Origin of the sequence: Shewanella marinintestina (assembly GCF_023283845.1) — a bacterium.
GTDB classification, from domain to species: Bacteria; Pseudomonadota; Gammaproteobacteria; order Enterobacterales; family Shewanellaceae; genus Shewanella; species Shewanella marinintestina.
In genome coordinates, this window is sequence record NZ_JAKILC010000018.1 from 59117 (window position 1) to 76328 (window position 17212).

The window sequence follows — 17212 nt, forward strand, 5'->3', positions numbered from 1 at the left end:
AGTTGATGATATGCCATCTGCGCCAGTTTTTCTTTTTATTCCTGTATCTTCTAAAGAAGGTATTGGCGAATATATGCGATCAATGATAATTGCCAATGGTGTTAAAAAGCATTGGCCGGATGCCGTTATTCATTTTGCGTTAAGCAAACATGCGCCGTATGCGCAGTCATGTCCTTTTAATACTTTTATCTTAGAAAATTCAGCGACTAAGCAAGTTAAAGCTGTGAATGATATTGTTTCAGAACTAAAGCCTGACGTTGTCATTTTTGATGCATCGGGTCGTAAAGCACAGTTAAAGCATGCGCATGAATCCGGTGCCAAAGTTATTTTTATTAGCCAACATCAGAAAAAACGTAGCCGCGGGCTTAAGGTTGGTCGTAGCTTAGTGACTGATAGTCACTGGGTCGTGCAGCCGGAGTTTGCAATTGCGCCATTATCAGTATTCGAACGATTCAAGTTATGGCTAATTAACCGACCTCAGCCATTAGTTACGGGCCCTATATTTACTAACCCTGATGAAAGCCAAAGAGGTGCATTGTTAGCAGAATATGATTTGGCTGATAAGGCTTTTGTATTATTTAGTGCTGGATCCGGTGGGCATAAGTGTAACCAAGGTTATGCTGCAGATTTATTCCTAGATGTTGCTCTTTATGTGAGAGATCACCACAAGCTGAAGCCTGTAATTGTATTTGGGGATAATTATCCCAAGGAGTTACCTGAGATAGAAGGTGTGGTGTGTATACGATCACTCGCTAACGCGGACTTTATTAATTTGGTGAGCAGTGCCAAAGCCGCGGTATTAAGTGGTGGTGGCACTTTGTTACAGGCAGTTGCAATGCATGTTCCTACGCTTGGGATTGCCGTAGCAAAAGATCAACCTCCACGAGTAAAGGCCTGCTTGGACCGCGACGTTATCCTATCATCGAATTTAGATTTTTCGGAAATGTGTGGGGGGGTTGATCAATTATTAGCTCCAGCAGAGCTTGCGCGACTAATCAATAAAACGAAAGAAATTGACAGTGTGAATGGCTTAAAAGTCAGTATTGCCGATATTTCTCGTTTGTTAGAGGAAAAATAAATGGCTAATAAACGGATTGCTATCGTTATTGACAGCTTAGCTGGCGGTGGCGCAGAAAAAGTTATGCTTACGCTAGCAAACGAGTTGATAAAACAGGGACACGAGCCACATCTATTAGTGCTATTTGATCACTGTGAACATCATATTGAAAAGAATATTCCAATACACTTTTGTTTTGATAAAAAGCAAGATAAATACCTAGATAGCTTTTGGAACATCAAGAAATCAGCGCAGCGCTTAGATGAATGGATAGGAAAGGTAGAGATTAAAACTGGTAAGTTTGACCTATTTATCTCTAACTTAGATAAAACCAATTTATTGATGTCTCATTCTAAAGTGAGTCCTTTATATTTCGTGGTGCATTCTTCAATTGAAGAGCCGTTAAAGCGTAATAAAAAGCTAGGCCCCTTTGCCTACTTTAAAATGCTACGAGCTAAAAAAGCGCTAACAGGCAAACACCTGATAACGGTATCTGAAGGCATTAAGCAGGAAATTGAAAAGGTTGGTCGTATTGTTCCAGCCTCGATCACTACTATTTACAACCCTTTTGAAATAGAAAAGATTGAGCAACAAGCTCAAGAAGAGGTAACAGGTATACCCGAAGGTGATTTCCTTATCCATGTTGGGCGTTTCGCTAAGCCTAAACGGCATGATGTGCTTTTTGAAGCCATAAAATTAATGAAGCATGATATTCCTTTGGTTCTACTTTGTAATAACCCTAAAAAAGCGACAAGAGTAGCTAAGAAATTGGGCGTGCTCGATAGGGTGATTATCCCGGGGTTTCAGCAAAATCCATATCCTTGGATTAAGGCGGCCAAGTTAATGGTGCTGAGTTCAGATTACGAAGGTTTACCTACTGTTTTAATCGAGTCTTTAGTGTGTAAAACACCCGTCGTCAGTACTAACTGCGACCATGGCCCTAAAGAGATTCTTACAGGAGATTTAGCTCACTACCTTGTTCCTCGTCGCGATCCAGAATCTTTGGCATTAAAGATTGATGAGGCGCTAGAAAGTTATCCGCAAATTAGTAATATTGACCTACTGAAGCAAGTGGATGCACATCAAGTCTGTTTGTCTTATTTAGATTTAATTAACCTGAAATGATGATTCATTTTTGGCTTAGCTGTATTAAAAAGGTGTTTTAATGGATTTGTCTGCGCCTAAATTCTTATTTCTTCCAGTCTCCTCTGCAGAAGGTTGTGGAGAGTATATGCGCTCATTGATTATTGCTGATGGGATTATGGATAAGTGGCCGAATGCGACAATACAGTTTGCGATTAGCCAAGAAGCATCTTATGCGACGGAGTGCCCCTATTTCACTCATATTTTAAAAGATACGCCGACCAAATTGGTTGATGAAGTGAATGCTTTGGTGAGTGATTTTAAACCTGATGTCGTTGTTTTTGACGCCTCAGGGCGTAAAGCACAGATGCAACATGCTAAAACAATCGGTGCCAAGGTTGTTTTTATTAGCCAGCATAAGCGTAAACGAGCGCGAGGCATGAAGATTGGTCGAGCTAAGGTGACAGATAGTCATTGGGTTGCTCAACCTGAGTTTGTAATTGGGCCAATAAGTTGGCTGGATAAGCAAAAGCTACAATGGACTAAGTGCGCAGAGCCTATTGTAATTGGTAGTGTCTTTACTGCTCCTGATCTTATTAGAAAAAATGAATTACTAACAATGTATGGGTTGCAGAACCAAGATTATATTTTATTTAATGCAGGCTCGGGGGGCCACAAGGCTGCAACTGAGTTTGCTGCTGATGTTTTTTGGACTGAAGCAAATAAAGTAGCACAGCAAACCGGAATGAAATGTGTGATGGTATTTGGCTCTAATTACCCATATGCATTGCCGACATCTGATTCGGTTATTACTATCAAGAGTTTGGCTAATCAAGATTTTATTAGTTTACTTGAAGGAGCAAAAATAGCTGTTTTAAGTGGTGGAGATACATTATTACAAGCCATTAGCTTGGTTAAGCCCGTTGTAGCTGTTGCTGTTTCGAAAGACCAGCCTAAGCGGATTAAAATCTGCGTAAAGCACAATTTAGTCGTATCGTCTCAGCTTAATGAAAATATTTCCGAAAAAACGATGATGTTATTGAATGCTGATAACTTGCCTGCTTTACCGGCATTAGTACCGTCAAATGGTCTAGAATTAGCGTTGAAAGAATTATCCCGATTGCTAGCTTAATATTGAAGTTAGCAATTTATTTGAGGCGTTTGTTGATAAAAACAACGTAAGTAAAAAATGAATCGTACTAAAAAAATCACCCTAAAACACATGAGCAAGCTTAAGAAAGCCAATGCTAAACTGCAAAATAGTAATAAGCCTAAATACATTTCTAAGGCAGACAGAGCTAAGTTGGAGGCTTTAGAGGCTGAAAGTCCTGTGCAAATAGACAGCGAATAGGTTGTTTATTGCCCGAAAAGTCATTTTTCATGATCCAGATGCCATAATTCCGACACGGCTAATATTATTTACCCTAATGAATATGCCAGAATAGCCGGCTAATTTTGGTTTTGTAGGTTGTTTACTACAAAACCTAACGGATAGGAGTTTCATGAATACTGTATATTCAATCGGAGAACTAGAATCGTTTTTGGTCGCCATCTTGGTATTGTTTATCGGCCACACAGTCAATCGTCACGTTCCTTTTTTCAAAAAGTACAATATCCCAGAGCCCATTATCGGCGGCCTGGTTGTCGCAGCTGCTATCACAGTGCTTCATTTTCAGAATATTACCTTAGCGTTTTCACTGCCAATGCAAAATACGCTGATGCTGATGTTTTTCAGTACGGTTGGCCTTGCTGCCAGTTATAAACTGCTAGCCCGCGGTGGCAAAAAGGTCTTCATTTTTCTTGGTATTGCGTCAATTTACATCATTTTACAGAACGCGGTAGGTGTGAGCTTGGCAACTATGCTTGGCTTAGATCCCTTAATGGGTCTGGTTGCTGGCTCTATTACACTTTCAGGTGGGCATGGCACTGGCGCTGCGTGGTCGCAAACATTTGCAGACCACTACAATATGAACACCCTAGAGTTTGCTATGGCTGCTGCCACATTTGGACTAGTCATGGGCGGTATTATTGGTGGACCAGTAGCGCAAAAGTTAATTGATAAGAATAAGCTAGAGTCGTCATATGGTATTGGTGGCAACCACCATAAAGACCATCCAGATTTGGTGACCTATGATCAGCTTGAAGAAGATAACGTTACCGCTAAAAGTGTACTAGAAACCCTGTTTATAATTATGTTGTGTGTGGCGGGTGCCAGGTGGGTAGGGACTTTAGTTGCAAGCTTTGATATCAGCTGGTTAAAGATGCCTGATTTTGTCTATGCGTTATTTCTTGGGGTAATAATTACCAATCTAACAGAAATGACTCGTGGCTATAAGATGAATAACGAGTGCGTTGATATCTTAGGTACGGTGGCGTTGTCGTTGTTCTTAGCAATGGCGCTGATGAGCTTAAAGCTGTGGGAAATTTTTGATTTAGCCATTCCGCTATTGATTATTTTGATGGTACAAACTGTTGTTTTAGCTTGCTTTGCTTACTTTGTAACATTTAGAGTTATGGGCTCAAACTACGACGCAGCAGTTATGGCGGGCGGCCATTGTGGCTTTGGTATGGGGGCAACACCTACTGCAGTGATGAACATGGGGGCATTAGTTTCTCGTAATGGTCCGTCACCACAAGCGTTTATGGTTGTGCCTATCGTTGGTGCGTTCTTTATCGATATCGTTAACTTAATTGTGTTGCAGGGCTATATTGGTTTTATTCTATAAACCGTCAGTAGTCCAGAGAGAAGGCACGCTTAGCGTGCCTTTTTTGTTGTTCATTTTGGCTTAAACTAGATGGCGTCCGCCATCAATTTTCAAACTTTGTCCGGTCATATACTGACTATCAAGCAGGTACTTCACCGCTTTTAACGCTTCAGCTTCACCGCCTTCTTGCTGTATAAGCGCTTTTTTAAGTGCCTTTTGCTTATAGTGAACATCGTCATCGAGATTAAACATCAACATAGCAGGGGCTATGCTGTTGACCTTTATCTTAGGCGCCAGTTTGGCAGCAAAAGACAAAGTTAAGCTATGCAATGCTGCCTTACTCGCGGCATAGGCCGCGTGCTTCTTACTCCCTTTATCAACGACGTAATCGGTAATGTGAATGATATCGGCAAAAGGGGAAGCGTTATTGTGCAACAACGGCGTTAGCGCCTGATTAATGGCGTAGGGCGTGCTAGCGTGAATACGCATCATCTGTTCTATTGTGGCTAACGGATTGGCGTGATCAGTATCTGGTAGCCAGTCAGATGCATTATGGATAATGGCTCTGAGACTAGGGTATGACTGTTTGATGTTTGTTATCAGCTGCTCGGTTTGCTCTGGCTGATAAAAATCACAACTGTATAGTTGTACCCCCAGAGCTTCTAGTTGCTGCAACTCAGGGCGCAGGGTGCGATAGGTACCGATGACTTGATAGCCTTCATTAGTCAAATGAGTTGCTAAATAAAGCCCGACACGCTTACCAACACCGGTAATTAAAATTGTTTGCGCCATGTATTACCTATTTTGTCTGAGAAATTCACTACGGGTTGATGGATCGGATTTAAAACTTCCGCCTAGCGCAGTGGTTTGGGTTTGTGATTGGGTATCCATAACACCGCGAGATTTCACGCAGTAGTGAGTAGCATTAATGCTTACAGCCACATCATCAGTCCCAAGCAAAGTTTGCAAGGCCACCATAACCTGCTTAGTTAAGCGTTCTTGCACTTGGGGGCGCTGAGCAAAAAATCGCACGATACGATTGATTTTAGATAAGCCGATGATGTTATTTTTAGGGATATAGGCCACACTCGCTAAACCATCGATGGTAATAAAGTGATGTTCACAGGTGCTGACAACGCTAATATCACTTATTTTGACCATTTCATCGACACCCATCTTATTTTCAATTTGGGCTATTTTCGGAAAGTTAGCGTAATCAAGCCCAGCAAAAATCTCATTTACGTACATTTTGGCTATTCGATGTGGGGTCTCGCAAAGGCTATCGTCCGTAAGATCCAACCCTAGAGTGGATACGACCTCCGTCATTAAGCCTTTAATACGTTCATATTTTTGTTGGTTATCCATATCGGATGGAGTCAATGGTGTTTCCAACCCTTGAGAGATCAGGGCATTTCGTACTTGATCTGCTTGTGATAAATCCATAAGTACCTCCTAGCTTATGCTTGAATTTTTTGTGTGTTAGTCACGGTGATATTCAAGACTGAGCGATACTGAGTCGGCAAAACGTAAGGCGTGTGGCTTATCTACTGTTACGCGAGCAAACTGCACCCACGCATGATCACGGCTAATATCTAAAATGTCTGATACCAGCTTTTCTAGCAGTAGAAAACGACCTTCCTCCACATGTTGAATCACTGCTTTGGTGATTCTCTTATAGTTAAGTGCTTCTTCGACATTATCTTCGCGAATTGCGTTTTGAGCTGGGTAGTGAATCTCTATATTTATCACCACATCCTGCATTTTTTGTCTTTCTTCTAAGTTGAATCCAATAAAGGTCCGCAGACGTAAATTGGTTATTTTGATGATCGCATTGCTGGTGGTCATAGGCAGTCCTTTTCATTTAACTATAGGCCAGAGTACGCAATATTCAGTAATTTAGATCATCTGTTACCGTTTATTGCTCAGTAGTAAAGATCTAAATCGCTTGTTGATGCGTACTTATTTTTACTATTTAGGCTGAGATAAATGCAATGAAAAGTGAGAAAACAATTTGGCTAGGTTTAGGATACGCAGGATTGTTGCCCTTTATTATCACCACAGTAATGAGTTGGGCTGGCTGGGTGACACCTTGGCTGGATCCTAAATTTGCATTTATCAGTTACAGCGCCACCATTTTGAGTTTTTTGGCCGGTACGCTCTGGGGCCGAGTTCTGTCTTTGTACGCCAGCAATAACATCGGCAACTTGCTTATCTTAAGTAATCTTTATGCATTGCTGGCGTGGTTTTCATTATTGTTAGCGGTTCCTGCTGTGGGATTGGTAACTTTGTCTTTCGGTTACTTTAGTTTGCTTAGCATCGAAAAAAACTGTCAAAACTTACCTGTCGATCAAGAGTATCGCCGTATGCGAGTGAGGTTGACTAGCGTGGCACTGTTGACGCATTTTTTGATGTTGATAAATATTCTGTTTGGAGGGTAAAGATGAAATTAAGAATATTCTACGACTCATTGTGTCCGCTTTGTGATGCTGAAATGCAGCAGATAAAAGCACTCGACCATAACGATGATATTGAGCTACAAGATCTCAATCAAGATGACTTTTCTGAGAAATACCCCTATATCGATTTTATCCTCGCTAACCGTATTCTGCATGGTGAACTGGCTGATGGTACCTTAATCAAAGGCTTAGATGTGACTTACGAGGCGTGGGCTGCTGTAGGTAAGGAACGCTACGTAAAATTACTAAGGTGTCCACTGTTTAAGCCCGCAGCTGATCTCGGCTACCGTTTTTTTGCCAAACATAGATACCGCATTTCTTACCTTTTAACCGGAAAGCAGCGTTGTGAAGGGGGGACTTGCCCGCGTTAATTTCAGGTTCGACTAGAATTACTTTTGACTGTGATGCAATCAATAGCCCGGTTCATTCGTTATAGCTATTGAACATCTTACCAATCAAAAGGATTACTAACATGAAATCGACTAATACGGCAGTTGGTGCAACGGTGGCGGGTATTCTGGCGGCGAGTATTTCAATCGGCGCCCAAGCTGTGCCCGATCAGCCTAAAGAGTGGGAAAAGTGTGCAGGCATTGCAAAAGCTGGCGCTAATGATTGTGGTGCGTTAGATGGTAGCCATGGTTGTGCAGGGCAAGCCAAAGAAGACAATATGCCTACAGAGTGGGTGTACGTTCCAGCGGGCACCTGCGACAAAATAACCGGTGGTGAAGTTAAAGCGGTTAAACCGGCTAAAAGCTAGTGCTTAAGTCTGAGATATCGGGTGCAGGCATTGGCCTGCGCTTACCTCATGCGCAACAACTATTGGCCGATGAAAGTATAGAGGTACCGTGGCTTGAAGTGCTTGCTGACAATTGGCTGGTTGCTGGTGGGCTCAATCAACATTTATTACAGGCTGTAAGTGAACGATTCCCTATCGTATTGCACAGTGTTGGTTTATCTCTAGGCGGCCCAAACCCGCTCGATGTTAATTACCTGCAACAAATCAAAACGCTTAAACAGCAAACCGGTGCTCACTGGTATTCTGAGCACGCCAGTTTTTCTGGTAACGAAACATATAAAGTGGCAGATCTATTACCATTGCCATACACCCAAGAAGCTGTGATGCATATTAGCCAAAGGATTAGGCAAACCCAGGATTTTATGGGTGAAAGGATTTTATTAGAAAATGTGTCTACCTATATGAGTTGTCGTTACAACGAGCTTAGTGAAGGGGAGTTTATTGCTGCAATCGCAGCAGAGGCGGATTGTTATTTGTTGCTCGATATCAATAATGCCTTTGTCACTAGCGTTAACTTACAGCAGTCAATGTCGTCATTTTTGCAGACAATCCCAATCGAGCGAGTTAAGCAGATCCATCTTGCAGGATTTCACGATAAAGGGGATTACTTGCTGGACGCTCATAACCACCCTATAGACCCTAAAGTTTGGGCGGTATTTAAGTCTTATATTAATCAACATGGGGCCATACCTAGCATGATTGAATGGGATAGTGATTTGCCAACGCTAGCGCGATTACTACAAGAGCAGCAAGTTGCTGCAGGCATCTTGCGAACTGCAATTACGTCCGGTATTAGAGATAACAACGCTGGTGATGAACAATGCGCCTAACAGATTGGCAGTCGGCATTTATCGATGCTCTGGAGTCGAAAGGAAATGCTAACAGGTTAAATCAGCTTGTTAATGAGCGGGAGCTAAAGCGGGTAGATATCTATCGCAATAACACCTTCCAAGCGTTAGTGGGAGCCTTACAACTGGTGTTTCCCGTTTGTAAAGAGGTGGTAGGTGACATCTGTTTTACGCAGTTCGTTAAAGGTTATTGTCAACAATATCCGCTCAAGGATAGTAATTTAAATCGTTATGGTCGGGATTTTCCCCGCTGGCTAGCTGATGAAGTTAGCCAGCACTCAGCCTTTGTAGATTTGCCATATTTACCTGAACTGGCCGAGTTGGAGTGGCAAATAAATCAAAGTTATTACGCCATGGATTTGCCCACTTTTTTACAAGCCCCGCACTATCATTTAGATGCGTTGGCTGAGCTTAGCGAAAAAGTGCAGCAGCAAGCGATACTGTTGCTGCGGCCAGATCTGGCACTACTGAGCTGTCAGTACCCAGTGCAACAGGTATGGATTAGGCATAAAGAGTTACAAGGTATAGAAACTCCTGCAGGGGAGCCTTGTCATTATCTACTAGTCCATCGCGACCGATTTAAAGTTAGCTTGAGTGCTACAACTCAAGCAGAGATGCAACTGTTACAAGCAGTACAAGCAGGGCAAAACCTAGCGCAAATTACCCATTCCGAGCACGATATCAGCTTGTTGCCTAAGTTGATTGGGCGTCAGTGGATTTGTGGTTTCTATTTACCTACTCCTCAGAAGTCGGAACGTTAACATGGACAGAGAGTTGCTGCAGGCGCTGTATCGCTATTGTTACTGTCTAACGGCTCACTCCTCTCAAGCTGAAGACTTACTGCAAACCTCTATCGAGCGTTGGATCAAATGTCGAGCTAAACCAGCAAATCCACGAGCTTATATTAGAGCGATTATCCGTAATCAATTTATCGATGACTGCCGTAGGTTAAAGGTGGTGGACTTTGAATCATTAGATGAAAATGCGCCAGCATTGCTGGATGAAAGGTGTTTAGAAGAGATTTTTATTCAACATGACTTAATTGAGCATTTGTTTGACAGGCTAAATGCTGCAGAAAGAGAAGTGCTTTACCTATGGGCCGTTGAGGGGTTTAGCACCGCAGAGATTGCAGAAGATTTGGGACAACCTAGAGGCAGTATATTGTCGCGCTTACATCGTATTAAATTAAAGTCAGTTGCTTTAGAGCTAGATCAATCATCAAAGTTGGTAAGGGGGCAGACGAAATGACTAACAAACCTGATACCCCTGAAATCAATTTTAAAGCCAAGATAAAGCAGCATATAGAAAACCAATCATTAAGTGACAGCGGCATTGCAAGAGTGGAGGCGCTACTGACTGATATTGAGCAAAGTGAGCTTTTATCTGTAGGCATAAAAAACGGCGCTAAAAATTGCGATAATAAGAATACTCAAGCTGATACTGCTGCTGAGTTAGCAAATGAGCCCAGAAATAGAGGTTGGCATAGTTATCGATCAAAGCCGCTGCTGACAGTGGCAGCAAGTATTTTTTTATTGATAGTACTGGGTGCGCAGTTTTATTCGCATATTATTTGGCAATCGAAATTGGGGAATCCTTTTGGTAGCGCTAAGTCATCGTTGATACGGCAGACAATGGATTGGAAGATTGCCGAGGAAGTGGCAAAAAACCATATCAAGATGAAGCCATTAGAGGTGCAAACGCAAAGGCTATCCGATTTACGAGATTATTTTATCCAATTAGATTTTAAATTGGTTAGCTCAAGACTAATAACTAACAATAGTCAGATGTTGGGGGGGCGTTATTGCTCTATTCAAGGTTTGACAGCTGCGCAAATCCGCTTTGTCGAACAAGATAAAGCCATTACCTTATACGAGGTGCAATATGACCAAAGCTTATATGGCAAGCTGCCAATGATTGAAGCGGGTGATAAGCCCATTGAACATATTGTTAGGGGCGTCTTAGTGTCTATTTGGGTTGAAAAGGGCTTATTGATGGCCTCGGCTCGTTCAATTGAGTAACCGCTTTACTAGAACATTTAAACAGGGGCTGAGGCAATAGTGTTAAAGCCCCTGTTAAAATAAGACCTGTTCATTATTCTATTGTTGTGCAGCACCTGTATCTCTGCGGTATAGCTGCCACTGCTCGATTTGCTCTCCACTCGGTAAGGTACAAATGCTAGTGGTTAAGTCCACAGTACCACCTTGTTCGATACAGTTTTTAGTTGCCGGGTTCGGCAAACCGACCTGAGGCTTATGTTCTACGCTCGTTGTTGCTGCTTCTGTTCTTTGTGGATGATCTTTACGATACAAGGTCCACTCCTCTATACGTTCGCCACTTGGTAAGCTGCAATAGCCTACTTCACCCTGAGCTTGCTTCTCAATATCCACTGTTCCGCCTAGCGATACGCAGTAAGTTGAAGCGGGATTGGCAAGCTGAACTTGGCTTTTGACTTCTACTGAGTCTACCGGTTCTTTAGGGGCGGGATTACAGCCAGCTAGCAGTAGGATGGCTGTTGCGATAGCAGTGATTTTTACATATTGAGTTTGTAGTATACGAGTATTCATTAGCGACTCCGTGCGAGTTTTAGCAGGCTTGATATTAGGTTGATAATGTTACTAACGTAATAACAGCCTAAAAGGGTTATTCCATTGAATATTAATTTACGGAAGCTTTTTCTCGAGTTCAAGTCAGTCGTTGTAACCCATTTGTCTTAACTGTAAGTATAAAAATTGAAGTTTATTATGTTTATTCGCTATAACGACTTCACCGTTCTCTTTGGATAATTATTCTTTTTTATAGCTGGTTAGTAATATTTGGTATTGACGTAATAGGTTTTTGCGATATATCCAATCGATAAAGACCGCTTCTTTTAACTGACAATATCGCTCAAACTGTTTTTGGGCAGAAAGAGCGTACGTTGTTAATTAAGAGAATACTCATGGAAATAGTAAAAAAAGCAGGCTTCGCCCTATCACTGGGTTTAGTTGCTGTTAATGCCCAGGCTGACACCTTAACTCGTGATAATGGTGCTCCAGTTGGAGATAACCAAAATTCAATTACGGCAGGTAGTCATGGCAGCGTATTGCTACAAGACGTCCAATTAGTCCAGAAGCTACAAAGATTTGCGCGAGAAAGGATCCCTGAGCGAGTCGTGCATGCTAGAGGAACTGGTGTTCATGGCGAGTTTGTTTCTAGCAGTGACTTGAATGAGTTGACCCAAGCAGCACCATTTGCGAAAGAAGGCAAAATCACACCGGTTTTTGTTCGATTTTCTACAGTTATTCATTCAAAAGGCTCTCCTGAAACACTGCGTGACCCTCGTGGATTTGCTACACGTTTTTACTCCGAACAAGGTAATTGGGACCTAGTGGGTAATAACCTGCCCGTTTTCTTTATTCGAGATGCGATAAAGTTTCCCGATATGGTGCATTCACTAAAGCCATCGCCAATTACTAACCTTCAAGATCCAAACCGTTTCTTTGACTTTTTTAGTCATGAATCGACGGCTACTAACATGCTAACGTGGGTTTATACCAACTTGGGTACCCCTTCTAGCTACCGAAAAATGGATGGCTGGGGAGTACACGCTTACAAGTTCATTAATGATGAGCATCAAGTTAAATACGTTAAGTTTCATTGGAAAAGCCAGCAGGGGGTTGAAGGCTTACGCCCAGATGAAGTAGTTAAAATTCAGGGGCAAAACTTCAATCACCTAACAGAGGATCTGTATAGCGAGATCAATCAAGGCAACTACCCAAAGTGGGATCTTATGGTCAAGGTATTGCGCCCAGAGGATCTCAACAAGTTTGATTACAACCCGCTTGATGCAACAAAGATGTGGCTAGATGTGCCTGAAACCAAAGTCGGAACTATGACGTTGAACCGCGTACCGACCAACTTCTTTCAAGAAACAGAACAAGCCGCTTTTGCACCTTCTAATTTAATTCCCGGAATTGAACCGTCAGAAGATAAGTTACTTCAGGGACGTATTTTCTCTTACGCCGATACACAGCTTTATCGACTAGGGGCTAATTTGTCTCAGCTACCTATTAACCAGCCTAAAGTGCTGGTGGCTAATCATAACCAAGAAGGGGCGGCTAACTATGGTTACACAAGCTCTGATGTGAATTACCAGCCAAGCAAGCAGTTAGCGTTAGTTGAAGAACCGCGATACCGCGCAGTGCAGACACCGCTTTCGGGCACTGTGCAGCAAGCTGTGATAGCTAAGCAAGATAACTTTACTCAAGCAGGTGTTTTGTATCGTAGTTTGAGCAAACAAGATAAGCAGGATCTGATCACTAATCTGTCGGGTGACTTAGGTAAGGTGCAAGACACCGATGTTAAGCATCAAATGCTGAGCTACTTCTATCTGGCCGATAAAGATTTTGGTAAACGTTTAACCCAATCTGTATCGGGTGATTTAGGTGAAGTGAAAAGGCGGGCCAATATTTAACCGTCATTAATACCTATAGGGCTGGTGTTAACTATTTTTAAAAAAGTCCCGTGAGGCGCGTGTTGCTCTGTTCTGCCCAGTTTAGAGTGCGTCTTGCGGGCAACCATAATACCGATAACTCAGTTGATAATGGTGATTCATCGGCAGTCTATTGGGTTTAGGTCTGGACTATGGAGATCTAGTTTATGTATCAGTATTTTTCAGTGAAACAAAATCTTGCTTTGGTTTGGCTGACGCTTGTAGCCATTTTTTTTAGCACCAGTGATGTGCTGGCCAAGTCTACAGTTACTGTTCAGCCTAGTTTGGCAGACAAGTATGTTGGCGTAGATAAGGCTGTTACGACAGAAGAACGCAGTGATTTAGAAGAGAAGTATCAACTTGGCTACACTCAGCTTTTAGTGAATTACTTTTTCGCGGCCGCAAGAACGGGCGACGTTGAAGTGCTAGCTCATTTTGTTGACTCAGGGTTTCCAATTGATCAGCGTAATAGCGAGAGTTATACCGCTCTAATGGTTGCGGCTTATCATGGGCAACAACAAGCTACTGCAGTCTTATTGGAGCAAGGAGCCAATGCATGTTTGCAAGATAAGCGTGGCAATACTGCTATTATGGCAGCAGTTATTAAGGCTGAATTTGAAATTATAACGCAACTATACCGCCAAGAGTGCGAAGCTGGGCTAACCAATAAATCGGGAATGACGTTAGAAGAGTTTGCTAGATACTGGGGGCAAGGAGATAAGCTTAAGGATGCGAGCATCGCAGCAAAAAAACAAACGCAACCTTAAGGCTGCGTTTTTGATTTATCTCGTCGGTGGATATAGGAAGACCCCGACGGGTTAAAATAAAACTAAGTGGTTAGCCGCATACCTTACATTGTGGCATCTTCGGTAGTTTCATTTCGCGAAATTCCATGGTCATGGCATCGATCATCAAAATACGTCCCGCTAAGGTTTTCCCCATATTGGTGATCACTTTAATGGCTTCTACCGCTTGGAGACAACCAATCATACCCACCACAGGTGCCAATATGCCTGATTCAACACAGCTAAGCTGTTGCTCACCAAATAGTTTACTGAAACAATGATAGCAAGGTGTGCTGTCTTGATAGTCAAATACAGTGACCATGCCTTCCATACGAATTGCGGCTGCTGAAATCAACGGTTTTTTATGCTTAAAGCAACTCTGGTTGAGTTGTTCCCGCACTGCAACGTTATCGGTGCAATCCATAATGATGCTGTGCTGCTCTACAAGCGCTTCGATTTCATGATCATCGAGAACTGCGTTGATAGTATTAATTTCGATATGTGGATTTAGCGCCGTTAAGCTCTGTTGCGCTGAATCGACCTTTGCTTGGCCTACATTGGCATCTTGATGTAAAACTTGTCTCTGTAAGTTTGAGATCTCAACGGTGTCAAAATCCACTAAGGTCATTGAACCTGCACCAGCCACAGCTAGATACTGGCTCGCTGCACAACCTAAACCGCCAGCACCAATGATCAATACCTTGGCTTGCTTAAGCTTTTCTTGGCCGTCGAAATCCATCGATTTAATCGATATTTGGCGGCTGTAACGTAAAATCTCAGCGTCAGATAATATTTCATCCGTTGCCGGTTGTTCGGTAGACATCAATTGGGTCTCTTCAACTAAATCAGTACAGTGTTTGCGTTAGCAAAGCACACCATTAAAAGGTTCTACAGTGACTTGAGCACCATTACTTAGGCCATCACAATCTTGCGCTAAGATAATAAAGCAATTTGCCAAGGTCATTGAGGTCAGCATGCCTGAGCCTTGGCCACCGGTAATTGCGACTTCAGCTTCACCTGCTGCGTTATAACTTAAAATGGCACGTTGGTATTCTACACGACCTGCGTGTTTGCGGATCTCGCCTTTTAAGGTTGCCGTTAGAGTTACTGGTTTTGTTTGTGGTAAGCCCTGCATTTTGGTTAATAATGGCCATACTAGTTTATAGAATGTCACCATTGAAGATACTGGATTCCCCGGCAGTCCGCAGAATACGGCGTTACCTAAGTGACCAAAAGCAAAAGGTTTGCCTGGCTTAATAGCCAGTTTCCAAAAAGTAATTTCACCCTCTTCGTCTAAAATCTGCTTAGTGTAATCAGCATCACCAACTGATACACCGCCAGATGTCAGCACCATATCGGCACACTCTGAGGCAGTCTTAAAGGCTTGGCGAATGGCTTCTTTGTCGTCTTCAATAACGCCCAAATCGATCCATTCAATATTGCCACGGCTCAGCAGACCTTGAATACTATAGCGATTAGAGTCGTAGATCTGGCCTGGGCCCAGTTCGCTGCCAACAGGGCGCAGTTCATCACCGGTTGAGAAAAATGCCACTTTAACAATACGTTTAACACGTAACTGGCTAGCGCCGATAGTTGCCAGTACGCCCATTTCTGCGGCACCAATTAAGGTGCCAGCGGTTAATACTTTGGTGCCACTTGTAAGTTCTTCACCACGGTAGCGTACATTGGCACCCAGCTCTTTAGGGGCTTCAATACTGATTTGGTCACCATCAGCACTGACTTTTTCTTGCATCTGCACAGTGTCATAGCCACTTGGTAGTGGTGCGCCAGTCATTATACGAACGCAGCCACCTGCAATGCACTTACCTGTAAAAGGGTGACCCGCAAAAGACTGGCCAATAAGTTTTAGCGGAGAACCTGCATTAAGATCGGCAAAATTAAAGGCGTAGCCGTCCATCGCAGAGTTGTTAAATGGCGGGAGATCAATATGTGAGGCAAGATCTTCGGCGAGAACTCGGCCTAACGCTTGCGGTAATGTCACGACTTCAGAGTCTGTGATTGGCTTAACTTGTTCTAATAGTTTAACGATAGCCTGATCGGGATGCATGAGGCTAGGTTGAGAACATGGATCTGCATGAGTCTGCATCTATCTATCCTTGGGACGTTAATCGGAACGTTAAGTAAAAACGAATATAGTGCATTATGCCATGGTGATTACAGATGGCTATGATCTGCGCGGCAGTTTTTAAACACAATTAAAATAGAATAGTCATTAATGGCAATCATTAAGTTAGGGCTATTTGAAGTCTAACAAGCGCCTTAAGTCTGATTTAACTGACTTTTTTGTTAAAAAAGATCGTAATCAAGGTAACTTGAAATGCTGTAAATGAAAACTATTATTATTTAATTAACAATCACTTAAGTAAATTTTATTGCAATTATTAACTAGCTTGATAACAATGTGCGATAAACCGAAAGCATTAAGGATTTGATATGTTGGCCCAGAAGATGATTGACCAGTTAAATGACCAGATCAATATGGAGTTCTTCTCCTCTAACCTTTACCTGCAAATGAGTGCATGGTGTGAAGATAAAGGGTTTGAAGGTGCAGCTAAGTTCATGCGCGCTCATGCTGACGAAGAGATGGGCCATATGCAGCGTTTATTTACTTACGTGAGTGAAACAGGTGGTATGCCATTACTAGGGACGATTGAAGCTCCGCAAGCTGAATTTCCGTCATTGCTAGCGCTTTTTGAATACACTTATGAGCATGAACAATTAATCACTAAGAAGATTAATGAGCTTGCTCATGCAGCATTCACTAACCAAGATTACTCAACTTTTAACTTTTTACAGTGGTATGTGTCAGAGCAGCATGAAGAAGAAAAGCTATTTAAGTCTATCGTAGATAAAATCCGCCTAGTGGGTGAAGATGGTAAGGCGCTATTCTTTGTTGATAAAGACTTGGCACAAATGGCTGTTGAAGAATCAGCAAGCGTAATGACTAGCGCTGCAGAGTAAGCGTTAGCTTTTGTAAAAAATAGCAGCCA

Annotated in this window: 21 protein-coding genes; 15 read left to right on the forward strand and 6 right to left on the reverse strand. The window is 42.5% G+C overall.

From position 1 onward, the window contains the following. Window positions 1-10 precede the first annotated feature (10 nt). The 5 genes from L2747_RS17320 to gltS all read left to right on the forward strand — a co-directional run bounded on the left by L2747_RS17320 (window position 11) and on the right by gltS (window position 4866). Complete coding sequence (locus L2747_RS17320; protein ID WP_249000259.1) at window positions 11-1078, forward strand: glycosyltransferase family 9 protein; 1068 nt, start codon at window positions 11-13, stop codon at window positions 1076-1078. Beyond that, window positions 1079-2182: a glycosyltransferase gene (locus L2747_RS17325; RefSeq protein ID WP_249000260.1), complete on the forward strand. Its 1104-nt coding sequence runs from the start codon at window positions 1079-1081 to the stop codon at window positions 2180-2182. Window positions 2183-2222: 40 nt separating this feature from the next. After that, complete coding sequence (locus L2747_RS17330; RefSeq protein WP_249000261.1) at window positions 2223-3272, forward strand: hypothetical protein; 1050 nt, start codon at window positions 2223-2225, stop codon at window positions 3270-3272. A 57-nt stretch (window positions 3273-3329) separates the two neighbouring features. After that, window positions 3330-3491, forward strand: coding sequence for a DUF2986 domain-containing protein (locus L2747_RS17335; RefSeq protein WP_249000262.1), 162 nt, complete (start codon window positions 3330-3332; stop codon window positions 3489-3491). Window positions 3492-3642: 151 nt separating this feature from the next. Further along, window positions 3643-4866 carry a sodium/glutamate symporter gene (gene gltS / locus L2747_RS17340; protein ID WP_249000263.1) on the forward strand — a complete coding sequence of 408 codons (1224 nt, stop codon included), beginning with the start codon at window positions 3643-3645 and terminating at the stop codon, window positions 4864-4866. A gap of 60 nt (window positions 4867-4926) precedes the next feature. On the opposite strand, the gene folM is transcribed toward gltS, so the two are convergent. Genes folM through folX form a run of 3 tightly spaced genes read right to left on the reverse strand, consistent with a single transcriptional unit; the run spans window position 4927 to window position 6690 of the window. Beyond that, window positions 4927-5637 carry a dihydromonapterin reductase gene (folM, locus tag L2747_RS17345; protein WP_249000264.1) on the reverse strand — a complete coding sequence of 237 codons (711 nt, stop codon included), beginning with the start codon at window positions 5635-5637 and terminating at the stop codon, window positions 4927-4929. A 3-nt stretch (window positions 5638-5640) separates the two neighbouring features. After that, window positions 5641-6288, reverse strand: a complete 648-nt coding sequence (gene folE, locus L2747_RS17350; protein WP_249000265.1) for a GTP cyclohydrolase I FolE — start codon at window positions 6286-6288, stop codon at window positions 5641-5643. 36 nt (window positions 6289-6324) lie between these two features. After that, window positions 6325-6690, reverse strand: a complete 366-nt coding sequence (gene folX / locus L2747_RS17355; RefSeq protein ID WP_249000266.1) for a dihydroneopterin triphosphate 2'-epimerase — start codon at window positions 6688-6690, stop codon at window positions 6325-6327. Window positions 6691-6836: 146 nt separating this feature from the next. Here folX and L2747_RS17360 point away from each other — a divergent pair, with 146 nt between their 5' ends. From L2747_RS17360 to L2747_RS17390, 7 genes are all read left to right on the forward strand, one after another. After that, window positions 6837-7283, forward strand: a complete 447-nt coding sequence (locus tag L2747_RS17360) for a DUF3429 domain-containing protein (RefSeq protein WP_220780920.1) — start codon at window positions 6837-6839, stop codon at window positions 7281-7283. Between the two features lie 2 nt (window positions 7284-7285). After that, window positions 7286-7672 (forward strand): thiol-disulfide oxidoreductase DCC family protein, encoded by a 387-nt coding sequence (locus L2747_RS17365; RefSeq protein WP_249000267.1) that lies wholly within the window; start codon window positions 7286-7288, stop codon window positions 7670-7672. Between the two features lie 101 nt (window positions 7673-7773). Beyond that, the gene (locus L2747_RS17370; RefSeq protein WP_249000268.1) at window positions 7774-8058 is read left to right on the forward strand and encodes a BufA1 family periplasmic bufferin-type metallophore; all 285 of its coding nucleotides are present in this window, start codon (window positions 7774-7776) and stop codon (window positions 8056-8058) included. Continuing rightward, window positions 8058-8927 carry an MbnB/TglH/ChrH family RiPP precursor modification enzyme gene (locus L2747_RS17375; RefSeq protein WP_249000269.1) on the forward strand — a complete coding sequence of 290 codons (870 nt, stop codon included), beginning with the start codon at window positions 8058-8060 and terminating at the stop codon, window positions 8925-8927. The genes L2747_RS17370 and L2747_RS17375 overlap by 1 nt, the downstream gene beginning before the upstream one ends. Then, window positions 8918-9706 carry an HvfC/BufC N-terminal domain-containing protein gene (locus L2747_RS17380; RefSeq protein WP_249000270.1) on the forward strand — a complete coding sequence of 263 codons (789 nt, stop codon included), beginning with the start codon at window positions 8918-8920 and terminating at the stop codon, window positions 9704-9706. Before L2747_RS17375 ends, L2747_RS17380 begins: the two co-directional genes overlap by 10 nt. Before the next feature lies 1 nt (window position 9707). Then, the gene (locus L2747_RS17385) at window positions 9708-10193 is read left to right on the forward strand and encodes an RNA polymerase sigma factor (protein WP_249000271.1); all 486 of its coding nucleotides are present in this window, start codon (window positions 9708-9710) and stop codon (window positions 10191-10193) included. Further along, window positions 10190-10963, forward strand: coding sequence for a hypothetical protein (locus tag L2747_RS17390; protein WP_249000272.1), 774 nt, complete (start codon window positions 10190-10192; stop codon window positions 10961-10963). Before L2747_RS17385 ends, L2747_RS17390 begins: the two co-directional genes overlap by 4 nt. A 78-nt stretch (window positions 10964-11041) precedes the next feature. Here L2747_RS17390 and L2747_RS17395 read toward each other — a convergent pair whose 3' ends face one another. Then, window positions 11042-11509 carry a DUF333 domain-containing protein gene (locus L2747_RS17395; RefSeq protein ID WP_249000273.1) on the reverse strand — a complete coding sequence of 156 codons (468 nt, stop codon included), beginning with the start codon at window positions 11507-11509 and terminating at the stop codon, window positions 11042-11044. A gap of 374 nt (window positions 11510-11883) precedes the next feature. Between L2747_RS17395 and katE1 the strand changes: the two genes are divergently transcribed. Together katE1 and L2747_RS17405 are read left to right on the forward strand one after the other, a co-directional pair. Next, window positions 11884-13398 (forward strand): catalase KatE1, encoded by a 1515-nt coding sequence (katE1, locus tag L2747_RS17400; protein ID WP_249000274.1) that lies wholly within the window; start codon window positions 11884-11886, stop codon window positions 13396-13398. Window positions 13399-13583: 185 nt separating this feature from the next. Next, a complete protein-coding gene (locus L2747_RS17405; RefSeq protein ID WP_249000275.1) occupies window positions 13584-14183 on the forward strand; it encodes an ankyrin repeat domain-containing protein in 600 nt (199 codons plus the stop codon). 70 nt (window positions 14184-14253) lie between these two features. On the opposite strand, the gene moeB is transcribed toward L2747_RS17405, so the two are convergent. Further along, window positions 14254-15024 (reverse strand): molybdopterin-synthase adenylyltransferase MoeB, encoded by a 771-nt coding sequence (gene moeB / locus L2747_RS17410; protein ID WP_249000276.1) that lies wholly within the window; start codon window positions 15022-15024, stop codon window positions 14254-14256. 39 nt (window positions 15025-15063) lie between these two features. Continuing rightward, window positions 15064-16308, reverse strand: a complete 1245-nt coding sequence (gene moeA, locus L2747_RS17415) for a molybdopterin molybdotransferase MoeA (protein ID WP_249000277.1) — start codon at window positions 16306-16308, stop codon at window positions 15064-15066. Window positions 16309-16655: 347 nt separating this feature from the next. Here moeA and ftnA point away from each other — a divergent pair, with 347 nt between their 5' ends. Beyond that, a complete protein-coding gene (gene ftnA, locus L2747_RS17420) occupies window positions 16656-17183 on the forward strand; it encodes a non-heme ferritin (protein ID WP_249000278.1) in 528 nt (175 codons plus the stop codon). Window positions 17184-17212 lie beyond the last annotated feature (29 nt).